Below are 23,405 nucleotides of genomic sequence, written 5' to 3' on the forward strand. Positions count from 1 at the left end.
CCGTCATTTGTTTACTCCATCCTTTAATACCGATTATCTCCCGGTTTTATTTCCCGTGCAGGCTCTTGGCCGCACCTGACCGAGCAGACTGATTTCTATGAGCATTACCCTGATCCTCCACGGCAAGCAGCGACGCAAGTTGCACCTGCCCAAACAACGTCTGGCCTGGGTCGGCGGTATTCTCTTCTCCCTGTTGGCCCTTGGTGGTGGTTGGCTCTGGCAGAGCTGGCACCAGAAAATGGAGGCGCTGGAAGTGGCGCTTGCCGTTGCCGAGCAACAGTCCGTCGACCAGAGTGGTGACGAAGCCCGTGAACAGTTGGCAATGCTGGCTGCTCAGGTGGGTACCATGCAGGGGCAGCTTGGCCGTCTCAATGCCCTCGGCGAACGATTGACCGAGCAGGCCGATCTCGATCCCGACGAGTTCAATTTCAAAGAGCTGCCCCCCATGGGCGGCCCTTCTTATGATGAAGAGCTGGAAGTGAGCCTCAACGAGCTGCAAGCCTCGATGAAACACCTCAGCCAGCAGCTCAGCAGCCGTGAAGAGCAGCTGTCGGTACTTGAATCTTTCATCATGAATCACCATATCACCGATGCCGGTTTTATTTCCGGCACGCCAGTCAAACAGGAGCGAGTTTGGGTCTCGTCCGGGTTTGGTGGACGGGTCGATCCGTTCAACGGGCGTGCCAAGATGCACAAAGGGGTCGATTTCCGTGGCAAACCCGGAACCCCGATTCTGGCCACCGGGCCCGGCATTGTCAGCTGGGCGGGCCGTCATCCGGAATTTGGCAATATGGTGGAGATTAATCACGGCAATGGCCTGGTCACCCGCTATGCCCACAACTCCAAGTTGCTGGTCGAGGTGGGCACCCTGGTTGATCAGGGGCAGAAGATTGCCTTGATGGGACGCACCGGTCGCGCGACCGGGGTCCATCTGCATTACGAAGTGTTGAAAGATGGTCGTCAGGTCAACCCCGCACGCTTTCTCAGTGCCAGACGGGGTTAGGTTTTTTTCTTCAGGTTCCAGTGACGGAACGCTTTTATAACCAGAAATAGTTGGTACCCATGATTAGCACACTGCTTACCAAGATTATCGGCAGCCGGAACGACAGAACGCTCAAGGCTTTGCGCAAAATTGTAAAACAGATCAATGCCATGGAGCCGCAGTTCGAGGCTCTCTCTGATGCCGAGTTGCAGGCCAAAACGGCTGAATATCGTCAGCGTATCGAGCAGGGTGAGACCCTGGAGCAGTTGCTCCCGGAAGCGTTCGCGACCGTGCGTGAAGCCTCCAAGCGGGTGTTCGGCATGCGTCACTTCGACGTGCAGCTGATCGGCGGCATGGTGCTGAACTCCAATCGCATCGCGGAAATGAAAACCGGTGAAGGTAAAACCCTGACCGCAACCCTGCCAGCTTACCTGAACGCCCTGAGCGGCCGTGGCGTCCACGTTGTGACGGTGAACGACTATCTGGCCAAGCGTGATGCGGAAGCGAACCGTCCGCTGTTCGCCTTCCTCGGCATGACTGTCCATTGCAACGTGCCCGGTATGGACGCATCCCAGAAGCGTGACGCCTACGCCGCCGACATCACCTACGGTACCAACAACGAATTCGGTTTCGACTACCTGCGCGACAACATGGCGTTCTCGCCCGAGCAGCGCGTACAGCGTCCGCTCAACTACGCGCTGGTGGATGAGGTGGACTCGGTGCTTATCGATGAAGCCCGTACTCCGCTTATCATCTCCGGCCCGGCCGAAGACAGCTCAGAGCTCTATATCCGCGTCAACAAGCTGATCCCACTGCTGGTCAAGCAGGATAAGGAAGACACCGAAGAGTACACCGGCGACGGTCACTACACGGTGGACGAGAAGAACCGTCAGGCCCTGCTGACCGAAAACGGTCAGATCTTCGTGGAAGAGCTGCTCAAGAAAGAGGGGCTGCTGGATGAGAACGACTCCCTGTTCTCCGCCTCCAACATCAGTCTGCTGCACCACGTCAATGCCGGTCTGCGTGCTCACACCCTGTTCGAGCGCAACGTGGACTACATCGTCCAGAAAGACGAAATCGTCATCGTTGACGAGCACACCGGCCGTACCATGCCGGGTCGTCGCTGGTCCGATGGTCTGCATCAGGCCGTTGAAGCGAAGGAAGGGGTGAAGATCCAGAACGAGAACCAGACGCTGGCATCCATCACCTTCCAGAATTACTTCCGTCTCTACAACAAGCTGGCGGGGATGACAGGTACTGCAGATACCGAAGCCTTTGAATTCCAGCAGATTTATGGCCTGGATACCGTGGTTATCCCGACCAACAAGCCGATGGTGCGCAAGGACATGGGCGATCTGGTCTACCTGACCGCCAACGAGAAGTATGCCGCCATCATCGAAGATATCCGTCAGTGCGTGGCGAAGGGCCAGCCTGTACTGGTTGGTACCGTATCTATCGAGAACTCCGAGCTGCTCTCTGGCATCCTGACCAAGGAGAAGATCCCGCACAAGGTGCTGAACGCCAAGTTCCACGCCATGGAAGCGGAGATCGTCGCCCAGGCTGGTCAGACAGGTGCGGTGACTATCGCGACCAACATGGCCGGTCGTGGTACCGACATCGTGTTGGGCGGCAACTGGCAGGCAGAGATTGCCAAGCTGGAGAACCCGACCAGCGAGCAGATTGCCGAGCTGAAAGCCGCCTGGCAGGTGCGTCACGATGCGGTGCTGGCCGCTGGTGGTCTGCACATTATCGGCACCGAGCGTCACGAATCCCGTCGTATCGATAACCAGCTGCGCGGTCGTTCCGGTCGTCAGGGTGACCCGGGCTCCTCCCGTTTCTACCTCTCCATGGAAGATACCCTGATGCGGATCTTCGCCTCCGATCGCGTGACCGGCATGATGAAGAAGCTGGGCATGGAAGAGGGTGAGGCCATCGAGCACCCGTGGGTCACCAAGGCGATTGAAAACGCCCAGCGCAAGGTGGAAGGTCGCAACTTCGACATCCGCAAGAGCCTGCTGGAGTTTGACGACGTTGCCAACGACCAGCGCAAGGTGGTCTACGAGCAGCGCAACGAGCTGCTGGATACCAACGACATCTCCGAGACCATTCACGTTATCCGTGACGACGTCTACGGCGCGGTGATCGACGAGTACATTCCGCCCCAGTCTCTGGAAGAAATGTGGGACGTGCCGGGCCTGGAAGCGCGCCTGAAGGCAGACTTCGCGCTGGATCTGCCATTGCAGCAGTGGCTGGCGGAAGATGACAAGCTGTATGAAGAGAAGCTGCGCGAGCGCATTCTGGACGAAGCCACCAAGCTCTATGCCCACAAGGAAGAGCTGGTCGGCAAAGAGGTGCTGCGCAACTTCGAGAAAGCGGTGATGCTGCAAACCCTGGATGGTCTGTGGAAAGAGCATCTGGCGGCCATGGATCACCTGCGTCAGGGCATCCATCTGCGCGGTTACGCCCAGAAGAACCCCAAGCAGGAGTACAAGCGCGAATCCTTCGATCTGTTCACCCAGATGCTGGAAACCCTCAAGCGCGACGTGGTCAGCATCCTGAGCCGTGTTCAGGTGCAGGAGCGCGATGTGGAAGCGATGGAAGAGCAGCAACGCCAGCAGGCGGAAGCCGCTCCCCGCACCTATACCCACGCCGCTGCCGAGAGCCAGCTGGCCGATGAACAGGCCGCAGGCGAAGAGGGGCACACCACCTTCGTACGTGACGAGCAGAAGGTCGGTCGCAACGATCCCTGCCCGTGCGGCTCTGGCAAGAAGTACAAGCACTGCCACGGTCAGTTGACCTGATCGACGCTATGCCATAACAGGCGGGCCAAGTGCCCGCCTTGTTATTGGTGGCAACAAGCGAACAGAGGTAATGGATGGAACAGAAAAAGCGGATCTGGGTGGCGGTTGGCGTCATCGAGAATGAACGGGGCGATATCTTCATCGCCAGACGCTCCTCCGATCGCCATCAGGGGGATCGCTGGGAGTTTCCCGGTGGCAAGGTGGAGTCCGGTGAGGATCTGCTGACTGCGCTGGATCGGGAGCTGTGGGAAGAGATCGGTATTCGGGTTTTGGATTGTGCCCCCTTTATGGAACTGCAGCACGACTACCCCGAGAAGCAGGTATTGCTGGATATATGGAAGGTGACCCGTTTCAGCGGTGAGCCGTTCGGCAAGGAGGGGCAGGATTGTCTGTGGGTGCCGGTGGCCGAGCTGAACAACTACCACTTCCCCGATGCCAATGGCCCGATTGTAGCGCGGCTACAGGGTCTGCTGGCGTGAGCCGGTAGCAATCAACAAGCATGAAAAAAGGGCCAATCGGCCCTTTTTCATATTGCAGAGATGAGTGACCAGGGGCTTACAGCCACTGATCGCCCTCTTCCGGCTCCGGCAACAGATCCGGGTTGATCTCCCCCGGGATCCGCTTCTCTTCATCGGCCCATTCGCCGAGATCGATCAGCTGGCAGCGCTTGCTGCAGAAGGGGCGGAACGGACTCTGCGGGCCCCATTCCACTTCGCTCTGACAGGTCGGACACTTTACCTTGGTGACCATAAGCCCTCCTTAACAGCAGGCGAGCTGGAATGGCACGTCGCCAATCGGCTGTTCTGCGGTGGGCAGAAAGCGCAGGGCGAAGCGGTTCTTGTGGCCGCTCAGGGTCGGGTAGCAGAACAGATTGCCCGGCAGCTTGATGCGGATCAGCTCGGCGCTCTCGGCGGTGTCCTGGAAGAAACCGTTGCTGGCAACCTGCTCGCTGAAGCTGCCTGATTCACGCCACAGGCGCAGCAGCAGGGTGATGGCATTCATCAGCAGGTTGATATCGCTCAGCCAGCCCTGCATCTGCTGGTGACGGGTGATGGCCGGGGTGCCGAGCCAGTGGTGCAGCTGTGGCACATCGAAGGCACACAGACCACCCGGGATGGAGAAGCGCTGGCGGATGGAGCCGAGCAGACGATCCTCTTTCAGGCGGGCACCCGGGCGTGGCGAGTTGAGCAGGTTGCGAGAGAGCTGGCTGCTCTCTTGCTGCATCAGTTTGATCTGCTCCAGATCGACATCGGGCAGGCTGGCCCAGTGGCTCAGACGCTGGCCGAGACGTTCCAGATCCTTGATGAGGTCGGCGCGCAGGTCACCACGCTCCAACAACTCCTGCAGATCGAACAGCCCCTTGAAGAAGGCGATATGTGCCCAGGATTGTTCACTCTCCAGATTGTCGCGGATCTGGGAAAACAGGGACTCCAGACGAAGATAGGTCCGGCTTTTTTCATTGAGGGGGAAATCGTAAATCATGCCTAATCCTGGCCAGCCATAAACCGGCCTAGTGTACTCACACTTGGCGGCCTTGTTGAGAGGCAATTGCCAGATATGTCTCGTGCAGTGCCAAAATCCGCGTTTTAATCGCCATTTCGCTGCCAGTGTGGTTTTCGATGACATCATCCGCCGCAGCTAGACGCTCCGACCGGCTCGCCTGAGCGGCGATGATGGCCCGGGCCTGCTCGGCCGATACCCCATCCCGGCGGCAGGTGCGCTCAATCTGGGTGGCTTCATCCACATCGACCACCAACACACGGTTGGCGAGGCCAGTGAGTTTGTTCTCCACCAGCAGCGGCACCACCAGCAGGCAGTAAGGAGAACTGGCCGCGGCACACTGGCGCAGCATTTCACTGCGAATGAGCGGGTGAAGCAGGGCATTGAGCCACTCCTTGGCCTGTGGGTCGCTGAAGACCCGCTCGCGCAGGGTGCGACGGTCGAGTTGACCGCTCGGATCAATCACATCAGGGCCAAAATGGTCGGCGATGGCAGCAAGGGCCGGGGTGCCCGGCTCGACCACTTCGCGGGCGATCACATCGGCATCCACCACCTCGATACCCAGCGCGGCAAACTGATTGGCGATAGTGGTCTTGCCGCTGCCGATACCACCTGTGATAGCAACTACATACATGGGGGCCTCTTGCTCAAAGCAGGGTAGAGAGATACCAGCGGGTGATGGTATCGCCCCATAGCAGGGCGATCCAGCCCGCGATGGCGAGGTAGGGGCCGAAGGGGATGGGCTTGCCCTGATGATGTTTTTGCAAGGCGATCAGACTGATGCCGATCACTGCGCCGACCAGAGATGAGAGCAGCAGAATTATGGGCAGCGCCTGCCAGCCGAGCCAGGCGCCCAGTGCCGCCAGCAGCTTGAAGTCGCCATAACCCATTCCTTCTTTGCCGGTGAGCAGTTTGAAAGCCCAGTAGAGGCTCCAGAGCACCAGATAGCCCGCCATGGCGCCGATCACGGCATCCGCCAGCGGCACGAAGCCACTTGCCAGATTGAACAGCAGCCCGCCCCACAGCAGTGGCAGGGTGAGCTGGTCGGGCAGCAACATCTTGTCGAGATCGATAAAGGTGAGGGCGACCAGCACCCAGGTCAGCAACAGAGCGGCCAACGTACCCCAGCCCGGCGTTATGACCATGGCTACGGTCAGCGAGAGCAGGGCGGTCAGCAGCTCTACCAGCGGATAGCGGGTCGAGATGGGGGCCTGACAGTCGCGGCAACGCCCTTTGAGCCAGAGCCAGCTCAACAGCGGGATGTTCTCCAGCGCAGTGATGGCGTGGCCACAGTGAGGGCATGCGGAGCGCGGCACCATCAGGTTGTAGCGCTCTGGCGCAGTGGCCTCCTCATCGGGGGCGAAGTAGCTGCGATATTCGGCCTGCCACTCCCGCTCCAGCATGATGGGCAAGCGGTGGATTACCACGTTAAGGAAGCTGCCGATAATCAGGGAGAAGAGAAAAACCAGCGAGAAGTAGAGCCAGGGCAAGCTGTGAGCCAGCTCGAGAAGAAGTGTCATAACCAACCGTCAGTTATTGGATGAGGGGGAGGGCATGGTTGTGGTGCCATGCCCTGATAAATCAGCCTACCACGTCGCCAAGCTTGAAGATGGGCAGGTACATGGCGATAACCATGCCGCCGACCAGCACCCCGAGCACCACCATGATGAGGGGTTCCAGCAGGCTGGTGAGGCCATCGACCAAGTCATCCACCTCCTGTTCGAAGATGGTGGCGACCTTGGAGAGCATATCATCGATGGCGCCGGACTCCTCACCGATCATCACCATCTGGATCACCATGTCGGGGAAGAGATCGACGGTGCGCATTGCAACGTTGATCTGCATACCGGCCACCACCTCGTTGCGGATGGCCATGACCGCGGTGCGATAGACATAGTTGCCGGAGGCGCCAGCCGCCGAAATCAGCGCATCTACCAGCGGGATACCGGCGGAGAAGGTGGTCGACAGGGTGCGGGCAAAGCGGGCCATCGCCGCCTTGTGCAGGATCATCCCGACCACCGGAATGGTGAGGACGAACTTGTCGGTATTGTCTTTCACCTTCTGGGAGGCCCGCCAGGCCCGCACGTAAAGGAAGATGCCAAGGGCCGTGCCACCAAAGAAGACATACCACCAGTTCTGCATAAAGCGGGAGATGCCGATAACAAACTGGGTGAACACCGGCAGCTCTGCACCGAAGCTCTTGAAGATATCCTCGAACTGCGGAATGACGAACAGCAGCAGGATGGAGGTGACCACAATGGCGACCAGAATGACCATGGTGGGGTAGAACATCGCCTTCTTGATCTTCGACTTGAGCGCTTCCGACTTTTCCCGATAGGTAGCGATACGGTCGTAGATGGTCTCCAGTGCCCCGGATTGCTCACCGGCTTCAACCAGATCGCAGTAGAGATCGTCAAAGTAGAGGGGATGGCGGCGCAGCGCCTCTGACATGGGGGTTCCGGTCTCAACATCGGCGGCAATCTGCCCCATCAGCTCGCGCATCGAGGCTTTCTCGTGGCTGCGGGCGATAATCTGCAGGCTCTGCACCAGTGGTACGCCAGCGGAGAGCATGGTGGTGATCTGACGGGAGACGATGGCGATATCCATCGGTTTAATCTTGGCGCCGCCCTTGGAGAAGAGCCCCTGGGATTTCTTGGCTACCTTGGTGACGTTGACCCCCTGCTTGCGCAGTTCGGTCTTGACGGTGTTGATGCTGTCGGCCTGCAGCTCGCCGGAGACCTTCTGCCCCTTGCGATTAACCCCGTGCCAGCGGAAGGCGAAGACTTTCTTGGGGGCATTGTTCTTTTTCGTTAGGGTTGCCATCTTTGCATCCTGCAATTGGGTCGGGCGCCAGCCCTAATGATACAAACGCCCGGTTAGGTGGCGTACATCCTGTTTTCCTACGCAAATGTCTGACTGCGCGATGTGAATGGAACCGGTGAACGATTCTGTTTATCTACGCGAATGTCCGATTACGCTACGCTAATCGAACCTACAAACCTACCAACGAATTATCGGGGAGTCGTGCCGTCACACGGATCAGTTGGTGGTGACCCGGTTGACCTCGGCCAGACTGGTGACCCCGAGCCGTGCCTTCTCCAGTCCCGAGGTGCGCAGGGTACGCATCCCTTCCTTCTGGGCGATCGCGGCGATTTGCAGGGAGTTTGCCCCCTGCATAATCAATTTGGCGATGTTCTCCGACATCAGCATGATTTCGTATATGCCGACCCGCCCCTTGTAGCCGCCGGAACACTCCTTGCAACCGACCGGTTTGAACAGTCGCAGCCCGGCTGCCAGCTGCTGCGGCGTAAAGCCCAGCTCCAGCAGTTCGGCTTCCGGCACCACTTCCGGCGCCTTGCAGTGGTCGCACAGTTTACGGGCCAACCGCTGGGCCATGATCAGGGTCACCGAGGAGGCGATGTTGAAGGCGGGCACCCCCATGTTCATCATCCGGGTCAGGGTCTCGGCGGCGGAGTTGGTATGCAGGGTGGAGAGCACCAGGTGGCCGGTCTGGGCCGCCTTGATGGCGATCTCGGCGGTTTCGAGATCGCGAATTTCCCCCACCATCACCACATCCGGGTCTTGCCGCAAGAAGGAGCGCAGGGCGCTGGCAAAGGTGAGCCCCGCCTTGGGATTGACCTGCACCTGATTGACGCCGGGCAGGTTGATCTCCACCGGATCTTCGGCGGTAGAGATATTGACCTCGGTGGTGTTGAGAATATTGAGGCCGGTATAGAGCGAGACCGTTTTGCCCGAGCCGGTGGGGCCGGTCACCAGGATCATCCCCTGTGGTTTGGAGAGGGCGCGCAGGTATTGCGCCTTCTGCCGGTCGTCAAAGCCGAGTTGCTCGATATTGAGGCGTGCCGCCGAGGAGTCGAGCAGACGGATAACGATCTTCTCCCCCCACATGGTGGGCAAGGTGTTGACCCGCATATCCATCGACTTGTTGCGCGACAGCTTCAGCTTGATGCGGCCATCCTGTGGCAGCCGCCGCTCGGCGATATCGAGTCGTGCCATCACCTTGAGGCGGGCGGAGAAGCGGTTGGAGAGGTTGACCGGCGGCGTAGCAATTTCATGTAGAATGCCATCGATGCGAAAGCGCACCCGATACTTGAACTCATAGGGCTCGAAGTGCAGGTCGGAGGCACCGCGCTTGATGGCATCCATCAGGATCTTGTTGATGTACTTGACTATGGGGGCATCGTCATCAGCGGTATTGACACTCTCGTCCAGCCGGCTGTTTTCGTCGGAGACCTCGAGATCCGAAATCTCGGACTCGTCGATATCCTCCATGCCGAGGGCGTCATTTTCGCTCTCCAGCAGTTTGCCGATGGCGGCGGTGAGCTTGTTCTCCTCCACCAGCAGCGCTTCGGTATGAAGACCGAAGCTGAAGCCAAAGTCCTCCAACGCCGAGACATTGGTCGGATCCGACATGGCGATATAGAGGGTGTGGCCCTGGGTGTAGATGGGCAGGACGTGGTGCTTCTCAATCAGCTTCTGATTGAGGTACTTCTGCGGGATCTCGGCCAAATCGAAGGCGGCAAGATCCAGCAGAGGTACCCCATACTCCAGCTCGCAAAAATCGGCGAGCGCCTTGCTGTCGAGGATCTCGTTCTCTATCAGAAATGTTACAAAGGGTTTTCGCTGAGCCTTGGCTTGGCTCAGATAGCGCTGGGAGTCCTCTTCACTGATCAGTGAAGAGGCGGCCAGGCTTAACGCCAGGCCGCTATTAGGGCTAGAGGTCATGCGTTAACAGAGACCGCCTGCTTCACATGTTCCACCCTTAACCCAGGTTACTTGGCGAGTGGTAGTATTGGCTGTACCGGTTAATGTAAACGCGTTGTTTGTTGCGCCAAAAGGAGCAGTGGCCCCAGTAGCTGTAATCACAACACCAGTAGCGCCACTGGCGGCCGCATCAACAGTTGCGACTATCGCCGTGTTGAATGCGCCGCTGACTGCTGAGTCACCAGCGGTGGAGCATGTTGCCATTAAGTTCGCATCCACAGTTGCTGAAGAGCCTTGGATACAAACTTCAACTGCGGTTTTTGCTGGGCCTACAGCTGAGACAACTTCAGCAAATTTAGCCCGCTTTGTATATGTTTGATACGCAGGTAGCGCTACCGCGGCCAGAATGGCGACGATCGCGACCACGATCATCAGTTCAATAAGGGTAAAGCCCGATTGTTTCTTCATTTCAAATGTCCTTTTATCCTTGGTTCCTGGGAAGTGTCGGTAGAAAATCGTCCGAACGTCAGTATCTTATCCGAGCTGTCAGGGGTGGCAACAGAGATTGCTGCCTTTGTTAACCACTTTCATGTCATTTACCCAAAACTTGATGCGAGTCATAAAATAAGTGGCTTCTTATGACTCTTTGTTACGGGTGAAAGCGGGTCCGTCATTACACTCCTTTGCTGAGGGATCCTGCATAAAGAAAAGGCGCCTATGGCGCCTTTTGCAAGTTGTTTATCCGGTTAGGTCGAGTATTTGCTCAGGCTTGCGGGGTGAATCTCACTGCTGGATAAAGCGCATGGAGAGATCGAGCGCCCGTACATGCTTGGTCAGCGCCCCGACAGAGATAAAATCGACACCGGTGGCGGCAAACTCGGCCAGAGTATCCAGCGTCACATTACCGGAGACTTCGAGCTTGGCGCGGCCCTGATTGATGGCGACCGCTTCCCGCATCATGGTCACGTCGAAGTTGTCGAGCATCACGATATCGGCCTTTGCCGCCAGAGCCTGTTCCAGCTCTGCCAGTGATTCCACTTCCACCTCCACCGGTTTGCCCGGATTGAGATGACGAGCCTCGCTAATTGCCTCGGCAATGCCGCCACAGGCGAGGATATGGTTCTCTTTGATGAGGTAAGCGTCGTAGAGGCCGATGCGATGATTCTTGCCACCGCCGCAGGTGACCGCGTACTTCTGGGCGGTGCGCAGCCCCGGTATGGTCTTGCGGGTGTCGAGCAGACGGCAGTCGGTGCCCTCCAGCTCTGCCACATAGCGAGCGGTGAGGGTGGCGACGCCGGAGAGGGTCTGGACAAAGTTCAGCGCATTGCGCTCGCCGGTCAGTAGCAGGCGGGCAGGGCCGTGGAGGCGAAACAGCTCCTGATTGGGGGAGAGCACTTCCCCATCCTGCACCTTCCACTCCACCTTCACTTCGCCACCGAGCTGGGCCTTCAGTTGCAGGAAGACTTCATCCACCCAAGGCTGGCCGCAGAATACGCCGGCTTCACGGGTGATAACCCGGGCGCTGGCCATCCGGTCGGCCGGGATCAGTTGTGCGGTGATATCGGCGCTGGCGTCCGGTTGGTCCAGCGCGGTGAGGGCATCGCCCAGATCTTCGAGTAGTGCGGCGCGCACGGCGCGGCTGACATCCTGTTGAAACATGCCTTATTCCTGCAAGGGTCTGAGCAGCAGTTGCCGCTCCTTTTGAACCAGCTCCAGCCGACCGAGGGCGTTCATGCCAACCAGCACTTCGTCACCGTCTGCCGCCGGATTGATAAAGATGGCCAGATCGTACAAGGTCAATGGCCCCATCGCCAGCGTTTCGATGGTGCCGTTGCTGACCCGTATCTGCCCCGCAGCGGTATTGACCTGGCTGCTGCCATGAGCGGTCAGGCCGAGCCGCTCGGCAACCTGCTGCGGGATGGTGATGCGAGTGGCGCCGGTATCGAGCAGCAGTTGCACCGGCTGGCCGTTGATGGCACCCTCCAGACGATAGTGGCCGCTCTGGTCGGCTCGCAGCAACAGCTCGCCGCTGGCGGTGACGCTTGGTTGGTTGCGGGAGTGAAAATAGAGGGTCAGCAGGCCCATCAAAGAGAGCCAGGCCAGTAACCACATCCAGCGTGCCGTGTGCTGCATACCCCATCCATATCGAGCGGAAGATGACTCAGCCTAACATACCATTTCCCGTTGATTCAGTGAGTTGGTGCCGGCTTGCCTATCAGGTATCTTCGTTTTCTCGCCATTTATCAGCCAACTCGAGTAGCCGATGACTCAACTCGCTTCGCAACCTTGTTTCTCTATCGATGCCGCTGGCTGGTGCCAGCAGGCGCGCCGGGTGCCTTCTCCCCATCACAACGAACGGGCAGCGCCGGATGATATCTCCCTGCTGGTGGTGCATGGCATCAGCCTGCCGCCGGGGGAGTTTGGTGGCCCCTTTATCGACGATCTCTTTATGGGGCGACTCGACCCCGAGGCTCATCCCTATTTTGCCGGTATCCATCAGCTGCGGGTTTCGGCACACTGCCTGATCCGCCGTGATGGCGAGCTGGTGCAGTATGTACCGTTTGGCGCGCGCGCCTGGCATGCAGGTGTCTCGAGCTGGCAGGGGAGGGAGGCATGTAATGACTTCTCCATTGGCATCGAGCTGGAAGGGACTGACGAAACCCCCTATACCGAGGCTCAGTACCAGGCGCTGGCGGGGCTCACCCGAGCCATCTCAGAGCGCTATCCGGCGATTACCCACGAAAAAATTGTCGGCCATTGCGATATCGCACCAGGGCGCAAGACGGATCCCGGAGCCAGTTTTCAATGGGATTACTACCGGCATTTACTAAACAGCTAAAGTAAATATTCAAATTTAGTTTGGATTTTAAAATCAATGGCTTGCCTATCTGGCAGGCCATTTTTGTCTCTGGTTGCGCAAATGTTATTTGTGAGCGCAGTCAAGAATATTGGTCAGACCATTTTCTATGAGCTAAATCATGTTTCCCCTGCTTTACCTCTTAAGTGGCAGGGCTGATTCTTGACTCAGATCATCTTTTGAGTGGACTTTTCAAAAGGCCTCTGCTAATTTTCGCCCCATCCATAAAATTGGTAATACCAATTTAACAAAGTAGCCTCATGCCCTATCGCAAGATTACGCAACCCAAGTTGGCCGACTCCATTGTCGCCGAGCTGGAACAGATGATTCTGGAAGGCAGCCTGCAGCCGGGGCAGAAATTGCCTCCCGAGCGGGAACTCGCCATCCAGTTTCAGGTATCGCGCCCCTCCTTGCGCGAAGCCATCCAGCGACTGGAAGCGCGCGGATTGCTTTATCGCCGTCAGGGCGGCGGCACTTATGTGCAGAATGCCCTGAGCAAGGGGATCGCCGATCCTCTGTTCGAACTGCTCAGTACCCACCCGGAAGCCCAGTATGACCTGCTGGAGTTTCGCCACGCGCTGGAAGGCATCTGTGCCTACTACGCGGCCTTGCGGGGAACCGGGTCTGATTTCGAGCGCATTCGTCAGGTGCAAACCACCATCGAAGAGGCGGGCCAACTCGGTTCGCTGGTGGCCGAGTCGGCAGCCGTGACCCAGTTCTATCTGGCGGTGGCCGAGGCGTCCCACAACGTGGTGCTGCTGCACCTGCTGCGGGCCATGAGCCCGATGCTTGAGCAGAACATTCTGCAGAATAACGAGATTTTGAATCGCCGCCCGGGAGTGGTAGCCAAGATACGTCGCCATCGCGCGAATCTGATCGAGGCTATTCTTTCGGGGGCTCCGGAGCGGGCCAGAACAGCTTGTCATGAGCATCTGGCCTTTATCGAGGACACCTTGTTGGATATGCAGAGGGAAGACAGCCGGATCCAGCGATCCATGCGTCGGATCCGTCAGCAGGAAAACTAATCCCACAAGGCTTTATTGTCGAATGCTTGCGCCCTTCGCCGTGCAATGCCGTGCAATCACAACAACATAGGAACCAGCCATGTCTGATATCCTGAAGAACGATGTGGACCCGATAGAAACGCTGGAGTGGCTTGCCTCTCTGGAATCCCTGCTGCGTGAAGAGGGTCCGCAACGCGCTCAGTTCATCCTTGAACAGTTGGCCGAGAAAGCCCGCGTAAGCGGTGTGGACGTGGCTGCCAAGGCAAATCGCGATTACATCAACACCATCCCGTCCAGCGACGAGCCGGACTACCCGGGTGACCTGGAGATGGAACGCCGCATTCGCGCCATCATCCGCTGGAACGCCATGATGATCGTGCTGCGCGCGTCCAAGAAAGACCTGGACCTGGGTGGTCACATGTCTTCCTTCGCTTCTTCTGCGACCATCTATGATGTCTGCTTCAACCACTTCTTCCGTGCTCGCAACGAGAAGGATGGTGGCGATCTGGTTTACTTCCAGGGTCATATCTCTCCGGGCATCTATGCTCGCGCCTTTGCTGAAGGTCGTCTGACCGAAGAGCAGCTGGACAACTTCCGTCAGGAAGTGGATGGCAAGGGTATCCCCTCCTATCCGCACCCGAAACTGATGCCGGACTTCTGGCAGTTCCCGACCGTCTCCATGGGTCTGGGCCCCATCGCCGCCATCTATCAGGCTCGCTTCCTGAAGTACCTGACCGACCGTGGCATCAAAGATTGCTCCGAGCAGACCGTTTACGCCTTCCTGGGTGACGGCGAGATGGACGAGCCGGAAGCCAAGGGTGCCCTGACCGTTGCCGTGCGTGAAAAGCTCGACAACCTGGTGTTCGTGGTCAACTGCAACCTGCAGCGTCTGGATGGTCCGGTTGTCGGTAACGGCAAGGTCATCAACGAGCTGGAAGGCCTGTTCGCCGGCGCCGGTTGGGACGTGACCAAGGTCATCTGGGGTCGCAAGTGGGATGAGCTGCTGAAGAAAGACACTTCCGGCAAGCTGATCCAGCTGATGAACGAGACCGTGGACGGTGACTACCAGACCATGAAGTCCCGCGACGGTGGCTACATCCGCGAGCACTTCTTCAACCGTTATCCGGAAACTGCCGCGCTGGTCAAAGATATGACCGACGAGGAGATCTTCGCTCTGAACCGCGGTGGTCACGATCCTCGCAAACTGTTCGCCGCGTTCAACAAGGCGACCCAGACCAAGGGCAAGCCGACCGTTATTCTGGCCAAGACCATCAAGGGTTACGGCATGGGTGAAGCGGCCGAAGGCAAGAACATCGCTCACCAGGTCAAGAAGATGGAGCTGGACTCCGTGCGTCACCTGCGTGACCGCTTCAACCTGCCGGTGGCCGACGAGCAGCTGGCCGATCTGCCGTACCTGAAGATCGAAGCCGGTTCTGCCGAGCACAAATACCTGCACGACCGTCGCACCGCCCTGAAAGGCTATGTGCCGACCCGTCTGCGCGAAAGTACCACCAAGCTGGAAATCCCGGCACTGGATGCCTTCGGTCCGCTGCTGGGTGAGCAGGCGCGCGAAATCTCCACCACCATGGCGTTCGTGCGTTCCCTGAACGTGATGCTGAAAGACAAGTCCATCGGCAAGCGCATCGTTCCGATCCTGGCTGACGAAGCCCGTACCTTCGGTATGGAAGGTCTGTTCCGCCAGATCGGTATCTACAGCCCGCACGGTCAGCAGTACACCCCGCAAGACCGCGACATCGTCTCCTACTACAAGGAAGACAAGCAGGGTCAGGTTCTGCAAGACGGTATCAACGAGCTGGGCGCCATGTCCTCCTGGCTGGCTGCTGCGACCTCTTACAGCACCAACGATTGCCCGATGATCCCGTTCTACATCTATTACTCCATGTTCGGCTTCCAGCGGATCGGCGACATGGCGTGGGCAGCCGGTGACCAGCAAGCCCGTGGCTTCCTGCTGGGTGCGACCTCCGGTCGTACTACCCTGAACGGCGAAGGTCTGCAGCACGAAGATGGTCACAGCCACATCCTGGCGAACACCATCCCGAACTGCATCTCCTACGATCCGTCCTACGCCTATGAAGTGGCGGTGATCGTACAGGACGGCCTGCGCCGCATGTACGGTGAGAACCCGGAGAACGTGTTCTACTACATCACCACCCTGAACGAGAACTATGCCATGCCGGCCATGCCGGAAGGCGCCGAGGAAGGCATCCGCAAGGGTATCTACAAGCTGGAATCCATCGCCGGTGCCAAGGCGAAAGTTCAGCTGCTGGGTTGTGGTTCCATCCTGGGTCACGTGCGCAAGGCTGCCCAGATCCTGGCCAGCGAGTACGGCATCGGTTCCGATGTGTTCAGCGTCACCTCCTTCAACGAGCTGGCTCGTGACGGTCAGGACGCGGATCGCTGGAACATGCTGCACCCGACTGCCGAAGCTCGCGTACCGTACATCGCTCAGGTACTGGGTTCCGAAGCCACCATCGCTGCGACCGACTACATGAAGTCCTTCGCCGATCAGGTTCGTGCCTTCGTTCCGACCGAGAACTACCGCGTGCTGGGTACCGACGGTTACGGCCGTTCCGACAGCCGTGCCAACCTGCGTCGTCACTTCGAAGTGAACGAGTTCTACGTGGTGGTTGCTGCCCTGACCGAACTGGCCAAGCGCGGCGAGGTAGACAAGCAGGTTGTGGCCGATGCCATCGCCAAGTACGGCATCGATGCCGACAAGGTCAACCCGCTGTACGCGTAAGTGGATCAAGGGTCGCGCCGTATGACGGCGCGACCCTGCCAGGATTTAAAACGGTTAACGCGAGATGTGCGTGGCGGCATCAGCCAGTCACGCGGATCGACGCAAGAGGATAAAGCACAATGTCCAAACAGATTATGGTGCCGGATATCGGCGCCGATGAAGTTGAAGTCACCGAGATCATGGTGGCCGTGGGTGACAAGGTCGAGCTGGACCAGTCCATCATCGCGGTAGAAGGCGACAAGGCCTCCATGGAAGTACCGGCTCCGTCTGCCGGTATCGTCAAAGAGATCCTGATCAAGGTGGGCGACAAGGTCGCCACCGGTTCCCAGATCATGATCTTCGAAGCCGAAGGCGCTGCCGCCCCTGCTGAAGTGGCTGCACCGGTTGCTGCTGCTCCGGCCGCCGCACCTGCCGCTGCCGTGCGCAAAGATGTGCACGTACCGGACATCGGTGACGACGAAGTGGACGTGACTGAAATCATGGTTGCCGTGGGCGACATGGTAGAAGCTGACCAGTCCATCATTGCCGTGGAAGGTGACAAGGCCTCCATGGAAGTACCGGCTCCGTTCGCAGGCCGCGTGGTCGAGATCAAGGTTGCCGCCGGCGCCAAGGTCTCTACCGGTTCTCTGGTGATGGTATTTGAAGTGGCTGGCGCTGCGCCTGCTGCCGCTGCTGCTCCGGCTCAAGCTGCCGCTCCGGTGGCTGCTGCCCCGGTTGCCGCTGCGGCCAAAGAGGTCAACGTACCGGATATCGGTGGCGACGAAGTGGAAGTCACCGAGATCATGGTTGCCGTGGGTGACAAGGTTGAAGCCGACCAATCCCTGATCGCCGTGGAAGGTGACAAGGCCTCCATGGAAGTGCCTGCGCCGTTCGCCGGTGTGGTCAAAGAGATCAAGGTGAAGGCGGGTGACAAGGTCTCCACCGGTTCCCTGATCATGGTCTTCGAAGTGGCTGGCGCTGCTCCTGCTGCCGCGCCGGTTGCTCAAGCTGCCGCCCCGGTCGCTGCAGCCCCTGTTGCCGCTGCTCCGGCTCCGGTTGCCCAGGCGGCTGCCGCTGCGACCGATTTCGTTGCCAATGACGCTTATGTACACGCCTCTCCGGCGGTACGCCGTCTGGCGCGCGAGTTCGGCGTCAACCTGGCCAAGGTGAAAGCCTCCGGTCGCAAGGGCCGCATCGTCAAAGAAGACGTGCAAGCCTACGTGAAGGATGCCATCAAGCGTGCCGAGTCCGCTCCTGCCTCTGCCGGCGTAGCCGGTGGTAACGGTCTGGGCGTACTGCCGTGGCCGAAAGTAGACTTCAGCAAGTTCGGTGATGTGGAAGAGGTCGAGCTGACCCGCATCCAGAAGATCTCCGGTCCGAACCTGCACCGCAACTGGGTTATGATCCCTCATGTCACCCAGTTCGACGAAGCCGATACCACCGAGCTGGAAGCGTTCCGCAAAGAGCAGAATGCGATGCTCGAGAAGCAGAAGGCTGACGTGAAGATCACCCCGCTGGTGTTCATCCTGAAAGCCGCCGCCAAGGCGCTGGAAGCTCACCCGCGCTTCTGCAGCTCCCTGTCCGAAGATGGCAGCAAGCTGATCATGAAGAAATACATCCACATCGGTGTGGCGGTAGATACCCCCAACGGTCTGGTTGTGCCCGTGGTGCGCGATGTTAACAAGAAGGGCATCATGGAGCTGTCTCGCGATCTGGCCGAGATCTCCAAGAAGGCCCGTGCCGGCAAGCTGACCGCTGCCGACATGCAGGGCGGTTGCTTCACCATCTCCAGCCTGGGTGGCATCGGCGGTACCAGCTTTACCCCGATCGTCAACGCGCCGGAAGTGGCCATCCTCGGTGTTTCCAAGTCCGAGATGAAGCCGAAGTGGAACGGCAAAGAGTTCGCGCCGCGCCTGATGCTGCCGCTGGCTCTGAGCTACGACCACCGCGTGATCGATGGTGCCGATGGGGCTCGCTTCATCACCACCATGAACGGCGTGCTGTCCGACATTCGTCGACTGGTCCTGTAAGTGAGAGGGCGGGCCCAGAGCCTGCCCTTTTTACTTCTCATTTCATTAACATGATCGTAAACTTGCCCCGTTTTTTTCACGGCTGCAGCCACCCGTTTCGGTATAAGACTGCGCTGTCCGGGGATATAAGAACGACAAAGAGGTCATGATGAGTAAAGAAATCAAAACCCAGGTCGTAGTACTGGGTGCTGGCCCTGCCGGTTATTCCGCTGCTTTCCGTGCAGCCGATCTGGGTCTGGATACTATTATCGTCGAGCGTTACTCCACCCTGGGTGGCGTCTGCCTGAACGTGGGCTGCATCCCCTCCAAGGCGCTGCTGCACGTTGCTAAAGTGATTGAAGAAGCCAAGGCGCTGGCCGAGCACGGCATCGTCTTCGGTGCACCGCAGACCGACATCGACAAGATCCGTCTGTGGAAAGAGAAGGTTATCAACCAGCTGACCGGCGGTCTGGCTGGCATGGCCAAGATGCGTAAAGTTCAGGTTGTTAACGGCTTGGGTAAATTTACCGGCCCGAACACGCTCGAAGTGACCGGGGAAGACGGCAAGACTACCGTGACCTTCGACAACGCCATCATCGCGGCCGGTTCCCGTCCGGTGAAGCTGCCGTTCATCCCCCACGATGACCCCCGCGTATGGGACTCTACCGATGCGCTGGAGCTGAAAACCGTTCCCGGCAAACTGCTGGTTATCGGTGGCGGCATCATCGGTCTGGAGATGGGTACCGTTTACTCCTCTCTGGGTTCCGAGATCGACGTGGTGGAATTTGCCGACCAGCTGGTTCCGGCTGCCGACAAAGACATCGTCAAGATTTACACCAAGCGCGTCGCCAAGAAATTCAACATCATGCTGGAGACCAAGGTCACCGCAGTTGAAGCGCGCGAAGACGGCCTGTACGTCTCCTATGAAGGCAAGCACGCTCCGGCCGAGCCGGTTCGTTACGACAACGTGCTGGTTGCCGTAGGTCGTGTGCCGAATGGCAAGATGCTGGATGCCGAGAAAGCTGGCGTTGCCGTGACCGAGCGCGGTTTCATCGAGGTGGACAAGCAGCTGCGTACCAACGTGGCGCACATCCACGCCATCGGTGACATCGTTGGCCAGCCGATGCTGGCACACAAAGGTGTTCACGAAGGTCACGTTGCCGCCGAAGTTATCGCCGGCAAGAAGCACTACTTCGACCCGAAAGTGATCCCGTCCATCGCCTACACCGAGCCAGAGATGGCATGGGTTGGTCTGACCGAGAAGGAAGCCAAGCAACAGGGCCTGAACTTCGAAGTCGCCACCTTCCCGTGGGCTGCTTCCGGCCGCGCCATCGCGTCCGACTGCTCCGACGGTATGACCAAGCTGATCTTCGACAAGGAGAGCGGCCGCGTCATCGGTGGTGCCATCGTGGGTACCAACGGTGGTGAACTGCTGGGTGAAATCGGTCTGGCCATCGAAATGGGTGCGGACGCCGAAGATATCGCGCTGACCATCCACGCTCACCCGACTCTGCACGAGTCCGTGGGTCTGGCTGCCGAAGTGTTCGAAGGCTCCATCACCGATCTGCCGAACGCCAAGGCCAAGAAGAAAAAGTAATTTTCTTCCCCGCTTGTCTAAAAAGCCGCTCGAATGAGCGGCTTTTTGTTTTCTCCTTGCTGCCCCGACTTCAGCAAAGCCCAATATGCTAAAGATAGGTTTTGGCACTGACAAGAGAGGCACGATGCTAGAAGCACCTATTCCACCCGATGAGGCATTGCGGCTGGAGACCCTGCGGCGGCTCTCTTTGCTGGATTCCGAGGCCGAGGAGCGGTTTGACCGGCTGACCCGCATGGCCCGACGGGTGTTCAATGTCCCCATCGCGCTGGTGAGTCTGGTGGATGAAGATCGCCAGTGGTTCAAATCCTGTATCGGGCTGGAGGTTAGTGAGACCGCGCGTGACATTTCGTTCTGTGGCCACGCCATCATGGGTAATGAGACCTTTATCGTGCCGGATGCTTCGCAGGATCCCCGCTTTGCCGACAATCCGCTGGTGGTGGGCGGGCCCGGCATCCGCTTCTATGCCGGACAGCCACTGAGGATCGCCAACGGCTGCAAACTGGGGACGCTCTGCATCATCGATACGGTGCCGCGGGAATTGAGCGACGAGGATGTGGGGCTGCTCAAGGATCTGGCGGCGATGGTGGTGCGGGAGCTCGAAGCGGTGCAGCTGGCCACCATTGATGAGTTGACCCTGATCTCCAATCGGCGCGGGTTCGTGATGTTGGCGGAGAAGAGCCTCTCGCTGGCCAGTCGCTTGCAGATGCCACTGGCGCTGCTCTATCTGGATCTCAATGGCTTCAAGGGGATCAACGATAGGTGGGGGCATGCAGAAGGGGATCGGGCCCTGATCGCCTTTGCCACTCTGCTCAAGCAGGCTTTTCGTGGCGCCGATGTGTTTGCCCGCATGGGCGGCGATGAGTTCGCCGTCCTGTTGCCTAATGTGATGGAGGCGCAGGCGCAACTGGCCTATGAGCGTTTCAATGCCATGTTGGCCGAGCACAATCAGCACAGTGGTTGCGGCTATGCGCTGACCTGCAGCACCGGGATTGTCTGCTATGACGGGCACGGCTGCGTCTCCCTGGCCGAGCTGCTCACCCGCGCGGATGAGCTGATGTATCAGCGCAAACGGGATGGCAAGGGCTGACTGCTATGCCGGATTAGCCGCCACCAAAACAACAGAGAGCGCCACGGCGCTCTCTGTTGTTGATGACTCATGTCAAGGTCGGGGTTTTAGAGCCGGAAGTTGCCAACCAGCTTGTCCAGCTGACCGGAGAGCTGCTGCAGGCTGCGGCTCGATTCGGTCAGCTGGTGGGCGATATCGGCGGTCTCCATGGTGAGCTGGTTGATGTCTTCCACGTTGCGATTGATCTCGCCGACCACACTCGACTGCTCCTCGGTGGCGGTGGCGACCTGGATGTTCATGTCGTTGATCTGGGTGATGTGGGCGGTGATCTGGCCGAGAGCGGCGTTGGCCTCATCGGCCTGGCTCACCACCTCCAGACTCTGGTTGCGCCCCCGTGCCATGGCGCTGACGGCGCGGGCACTCTGCTCCTGCAAGCGGTTGATCATCCCCTGGATCTCAGCAGTCGAGGCGGCGGAGCGATTGGCCAGATTGCGCACTTCATCTGCCACCACGGCGAAACCGCGACCCTGTTCACCGGCGCGAGCGGCCTCGATGGCGGCGTTCAGTGCCAGCAGGTTGGTCTGCTCCGAGATGCTGCGGATGGTTTCGAGGATGCTGCCGATGGAGTCGGTCTGGCTCGCCAGCGACTCGATAACCCCTGCCACCTGCTCAATCTCGCCGGAGAGGTCGACGATGCCGTGGCGCGCCTGCGCCACCACTACCGCACCCGCATCGGCCTGATCGTTGGCCTGTCTGGCTACTTCGGCTGCCAGCGAAGCGTTACCGGCGATCTCGCTCACCGTGGCCCCCATTTCGTGGATGGCGGTGGCCACCTGCACGGTGCGGTCACGCTGGGCAGTACAGTTATGCTGGGTCAGCTGCGCCTTGTTGGCCACCTCGTTGGCAGTGGCCGCGAGCTGGCGGGAGTTCTCCGCCACCTGCTCGATGGAGCCGTGGATCTTGGCGACGAAGTTGTTGAAACCGGTGGCGACCTGACTCAGTTCGTCACGTCCTTCCACTTTCAGGCGCTGGGTGAGATCCCCATCGCCGCTGCCCAGCTCCTTGAACAGGCGGGCCAGCTCGTTGAGCGGGCGGCTGACCGAGCCTGCCAGCAGCATCCCCATCAGCCCCATGGCCAGCGCAATCACCAGCGAGATCATCAGGATCTCGTTGCGGGTCTGATCCAGCTCGGCATAGATCTCGGCTTCTGGCACCTGGGCTACCAGATACCAGTCGAGCAGCGGGATATAGCTGCTGGCCAGTACTATGGGCTCGCCATTGACTTCGGCGTTGATGACGGCAAAGGGACGCTTGGCCAGCAGGCTGCCGATATCTCCGCTGGCAATGTTGCCAAGCGTGTCACGCTCGATGCGGTTGGCCTCGGGGTGCAGCTTCACCTTGCCGCTGCCATCGACCATAAAGACGATGCCGCTCTCTTCCAGCCGGAAGTTGGAGACCATGGTCACCATGGTGTCGAGGGATTTGGCAAAGCCGGCCAGCCCGCGCCCGTTGAGTTGCTGGAAGTTGACGAACAGCTTCACCTCGCCGTTGCTCTCGCGGAAGATGCTGAGGGTCATCTCCTTCTGGCTCTTGGTGTAGTCATAGAACCAGGCGTCTTGCGTGGGGGTCAGGTTGCGCAGAAAGCCATCCTGGTTGTAGTAGGCGGCACTCTGGCGATCGGCGAAGGAGGCGGTCACCAGACCATACTGGTTGGCCACATCCTTGAGCTGGTTGATGAGGATTGGCTCCTGCTCTTTGGGCATGCCCCGATCCACCCAGTCGAGGATGAAGCGGTCGGTGGCCAGTTGGCGGGCGGCCTGGGCGATGCCGTGGAGATCCTGTTCAATCTCCTTGCTGATCCGCTGGGTCAGGTTGGGGAGCTCCTGCTCGAACATCCGGTTTTCGATCAGTTGCTGGGCCGAGCGTTGACTGAAGTAGCCTACCAGCAGGCAGGAGACGACCACGGCCAGGGTGACCGTGGCCAGTATTTTCTGTTTAAGAGTGAGGGTTGCCAGCATAAAGGTGCTCAAAAGGTTGAGATTGACGACGCTCATATTAGCGGCAGCGCGGCGCTACCCATGAGGCTTGTAGCCCTTTATTTGCGGATTACGTTTGCGCTCACAG

General features: G+C 59.0%; 19 protein-coding genes. 9 read left to right on the forward strand and 10 right to left on the reverse strand.

Annotation, left to right across the window (positions count from 1 at the left end; all coding sequences use genetic code 11):
• The first annotated feature begins 97 nt into the window (after nt 1–97).
• The 3 genes from WBR25_RS01890 (at nt 98) to mutT (ending at nt 4,262) form a co-directional block, all read left to right on the forward strand.
• A complete protein-coding gene (locus WBR25_RS01890; RefSeq protein ID WP_005355107.1) occupies nt 98–1,003 on the forward strand; it encodes a M23 family metallopeptidase in 906 nt (301 codons plus the stop codon).
• A gap of 59 nt (nt 1,004–1,062) precedes the next feature.
• Nucleotides 1,063–3,783, forward strand: a complete 2,721-nt coding sequence (secA, locus tag WBR25_RS01895) for a preprotein translocase subunit SecA (protein WP_479749308.1) — start codon at nt 1,063–1,065, stop codon at nt 3,781–3,783.
• Nucleotides 3,784–3,857: 74 nt separating this feature from the next.
• Nucleotides 3,858–4,262, forward strand: a complete 405-nt coding sequence (mutT, locus tag WBR25_RS01900) for an 8-oxo-dGTP diphosphatase MutT (protein ID WP_040068921.1) — start codon at nt 3,858–3,860, stop codon at nt 4,260–4,262.
• A 76-nt stretch (nt 4,263–4,338) separates the two neighbouring features.
• On the opposite strand, the gene yacG is transcribed toward mutT, so the two are convergent.
• The 9 genes from yacG to WBR25_RS01945 form a co-directional block, all read right to left on the reverse strand.
• Nucleotides 4,339–4,533 carry a DNA gyrase inhibitor YacG gene (yacG, locus tag WBR25_RS01905; protein WP_005336142.1) on the reverse strand — a complete coding sequence of 65 codons (195 nt, stop codon included), beginning with the start codon at nt 4,531–4,533 and terminating at the stop codon, nt 4,339–4,341.
• Nucleotides 4,534–4,542: 9 nt separating this feature from the next.
• On the reverse strand, nt 4,543–5,265 hold the full coding sequence (gene zapD, locus WBR25_RS01910) for a cell division protein ZapD (RefSeq protein WP_005336141.1): 723 nt from the start codon (nt 5,263–5,265) through the stop codon (nt 4,543–4,545).
• Nucleotides 5,266–5,302: 37 nt separating this feature from the next.
• Nucleotides 5,303–5,917 (reverse strand): dephospho-CoA kinase, encoded by a 615-nt coding sequence (coaE, locus tag WBR25_RS01915; protein WP_139747742.1) that lies wholly within the window; start codon nt 5,915–5,917, stop codon nt 5,303–5,305.
• Nucleotides 5,918–5,930: 13 nt separating this feature from the next.
• Nucleotides 5,931–6,803, reverse strand: coding sequence for a prepilin peptidase (locus WBR25_RS01920; RefSeq protein WP_479749309.1), 873 nt, complete (start codon nt 6,801–6,803; stop codon nt 5,931–5,933).
• Between the two features lie 61 nt (nt 6,804–6,864).
• Nucleotides 6,865–8,106: a type II secretion system F family protein gene (locus WBR25_RS01925; protein ID WP_005336136.1), complete on the reverse strand. Its 1,242-nt coding sequence runs from the start codon at nt 8,104–8,106 to the stop codon at nt 6,865–6,867.
• A 216-nt stretch (nt 8,107–8,322) separates the two neighbouring features.
• Nucleotides 8,323–10,029: a PilB family type IVa pilus assembly ATPase TapB gene (tapB, locus tag WBR25_RS01930; protein ID WP_005336134.1), complete on the reverse strand. Its 1,707-nt coding sequence runs from the start codon at nt 10,027–10,029 to the stop codon at nt 8,323–8,325.
• Between the two features lie 3 nt (nt 10,030–10,032).
• Complete coding sequence (locus tag WBR25_RS01935; RefSeq protein ID WP_201990574.1) at nt 10,033–10,476, reverse strand: pilin; 444 nt, start codon at nt 10,474–10,476, stop codon at nt 10,033–10,035.
• Between the two features lie 315 nt (nt 10,477–10,791).
• On the reverse strand, nt 10,792–11,667 hold the full coding sequence (gene nadC, locus WBR25_RS01940; RefSeq protein WP_421300662.1) for a carboxylating nicotinate-nucleotide diphosphorylase: 876 nt from the start codon (nt 11,665–11,667) through the stop codon (nt 10,792–10,794).
• A gap of 3 nt (nt 11,668–11,670) precedes the next feature.
• Nucleotides 11,671–12,141, reverse strand: coding sequence for a retropepsin-like aspartic protease family protein (locus WBR25_RS01945; RefSeq protein ID WP_479749310.1), 471 nt, complete (start codon nt 12,139–12,141; stop codon nt 11,671–11,673).
• Between the two features lie 130 nt (nt 12,142–12,271).
• Between WBR25_RS01945 and ampD the strand changes: the two genes are divergently transcribed.
• The 6 genes from ampD (at nt 12,272) to WBR25_RS01975 (ending at nt 21,302) form a co-directional block, all read left to right on the forward strand.
• Nucleotides 12,272–12,847, forward strand: a complete 576-nt coding sequence (gene ampD, locus WBR25_RS01950; RefSeq protein WP_479749311.1) for a 1,6-anhydro-N-acetylmuramyl-L-alanine amidase AmpD — start codon at nt 12,272–12,274, stop codon at nt 12,845–12,847.
• Nucleotides 12,848–13,125: 278 nt separating this feature from the next.
• Nucleotides 13,126–13,890, forward strand: coding sequence for a pyruvate dehydrogenase complex transcriptional repressor PdhR (gene pdhR / locus WBR25_RS01955; protein ID WP_005336127.1), 765 nt, complete (start codon nt 13,126–13,128; stop codon nt 13,888–13,890).
• A gap of 79 nt (nt 13,891–13,969) precedes the next feature.
• On the forward strand, nt 13,970–16,630 hold the full coding sequence (gene aceE, locus WBR25_RS01960) for a pyruvate dehydrogenase (acetyl-transferring), homodimeric type (RefSeq protein WP_346196732.1): 2,661 nt from the start codon (nt 13,970–13,972) through the stop codon (nt 16,628–16,630).
• Between the two features lie 119 nt (nt 16,631–16,749).
• Nucleotides 16,750–18,639 (forward strand): pyruvate dehydrogenase complex dihydrolipoyllysine-residue acetyltransferase, encoded by a 1,890-nt coding sequence (gene aceF, locus WBR25_RS01965; protein ID WP_236768651.1) that lies wholly within the window; start codon nt 16,750–16,752, stop codon nt 18,637–18,639.
• Between the two features lie 148 nt (nt 18,640–18,787).
• A complete protein-coding gene (gene lpdA / locus WBR25_RS01970) occupies nt 18,788–20,215 on the forward strand; it encodes a dihydrolipoyl dehydrogenase (RefSeq protein WP_005341659.1) in 1,428 nt (475 codons plus the stop codon).
• 124 nt (nt 20,216–20,339) lie between these two features.
• Nucleotides 20,340–21,302 (forward strand): sensor domain-containing diguanylate cyclase, encoded by a 963-nt coding sequence (locus WBR25_RS01975; protein WP_479749312.1) that lies wholly within the window; start codon nt 20,340–20,342, stop codon nt 21,300–21,302.
• A gap of 86 nt (nt 21,303–21,388) precedes the next feature.
• On the opposite strand, the gene WBR25_RS01980 is transcribed toward WBR25_RS01975, so the two are convergent.
• The gene (locus tag WBR25_RS01980) at nt 21,389–23,299 is read right to left on the reverse strand and encodes a methyl-accepting chemotaxis protein (RefSeq protein WP_479749313.1); all 1,911 of its coding nucleotides are present in this window, start codon (nt 23,297–23,299) and stop codon (nt 21,389–21,391) included.
• Nucleotides 23,300–23,405 lie beyond the last annotated feature (106 nt).

It is taken from the genome of Aeromonas sp. MTB, from assembly GCF_056632455.1.

Coding starts and splice junctions, on each gene's coding strand:
- WBR25_RS01890 (WP_005355107.1), top strand. CDS start 98: ATGAGCATTACCCTGATCCTCCACGGCAAGCAGCGACGCAAGTTGCAC.
- secA (WP_479749308.1), top strand. CDS start 1,063: ATGATTAGCACACTGCTTACCAAGATTATCGGCAGCCGGAACGACAGA.
- mutT (WP_040068921.1), top strand. CDS start 3,858: ATGGAACAGAAAAAGCGGATCTGGGTGGCGGTTGGCGTCATCGAGAAT.
- yacG (WP_005336142.1), bottom strand. CDS start 4,533: ATGGTCACCAAGGTAAAGTGTCCGACCTGTCAGAGCGAAGTGGAATGG.
- zapD (WP_005336141.1), bottom strand. CDS start 5,265: ATGATTTACGATTTCCCCCTCAATGAAAAAAGCCGGACCTATCTTCGT.
- coaE (WP_139747742.1), bottom strand. CDS start 5,917: ATGTATGTAGTTGCTATCACAGGTGGTATCGGCAGCGGCAAGACCACT.
- WBR25_RS01920 (WP_479749309.1), bottom strand. CDS start 6,803: ATGACACTTCTTCTCGAGCTGGCTCACAGCTTGCCCTGGCTCTACTTC.
- WBR25_RS01925 (WP_005336136.1), bottom strand. CDS start 8,106: ATGGCAACCCTAACGAAAAAGAACAATGCCCCCAAGAAAGTCTTCGCC.
- tapB (WP_005336134.1), bottom strand. CDS start 10,029: ATGACCTCTAGCCCTAATAGCGGCCTGGCGTTAAGCCTGGCCGCCTCT.
- WBR25_RS01935 (WP_201990574.1), bottom strand. CDS start 10,476: ATGAAGAAACAATCGGGCTTTACCCTTATTGAACTGATGATCGTGGTC.
- nadC (WP_421300662.1), bottom strand. CDS start 11,667: ATGTTTCAACAGGATGTCAGCCGCGCCGTGCGCGCCGCACTACTCGAA.
- WBR25_RS01945 (WP_479749310.1), bottom strand. CDS start 12,141: ATGCAGCACACGGCACGCTGGATGTGGTTACTGGCCTGGCTCTCTTTG.
- ampD (WP_479749311.1), top strand. CDS start 12,272: ATGACTCAACTCGCTTCGCAACCTTGTTTCTCTATCGATGCCGCTGGC.
- pdhR (WP_005336127.1), top strand. CDS start 13,126: ATGCCCTATCGCAAGATTACGCAACCCAAGTTGGCCGACTCCATTGTC.
- aceE (WP_346196732.1), top strand. CDS start 13,970: ATGTCTGATATCCTGAAGAACGATGTGGACCCGATAGAAACGCTGGAG.
- aceF (WP_236768651.1), top strand. CDS start 16,750: ATGTCCAAACAGATTATGGTGCCGGATATCGGCGCCGATGAAGTTGAA.
- lpdA (WP_005341659.1), top strand. CDS start 18,788: ATGAGTAAAGAAATCAAAACCCAGGTCGTAGTACTGGGTGCTGGCCCT.
- WBR25_RS01975 (WP_479749312.1), top strand. CDS start 20,340: ATGCTAGAAGCACCTATTCCACCCGATGAGGCATTGCGGCTGGAGACC.
- WBR25_RS01980 (WP_479749313.1), bottom strand. CDS start 23,299: ATGCTGGCAACCCTCACTCTTAAACAGAAAATACTGGCCACGGTCACC.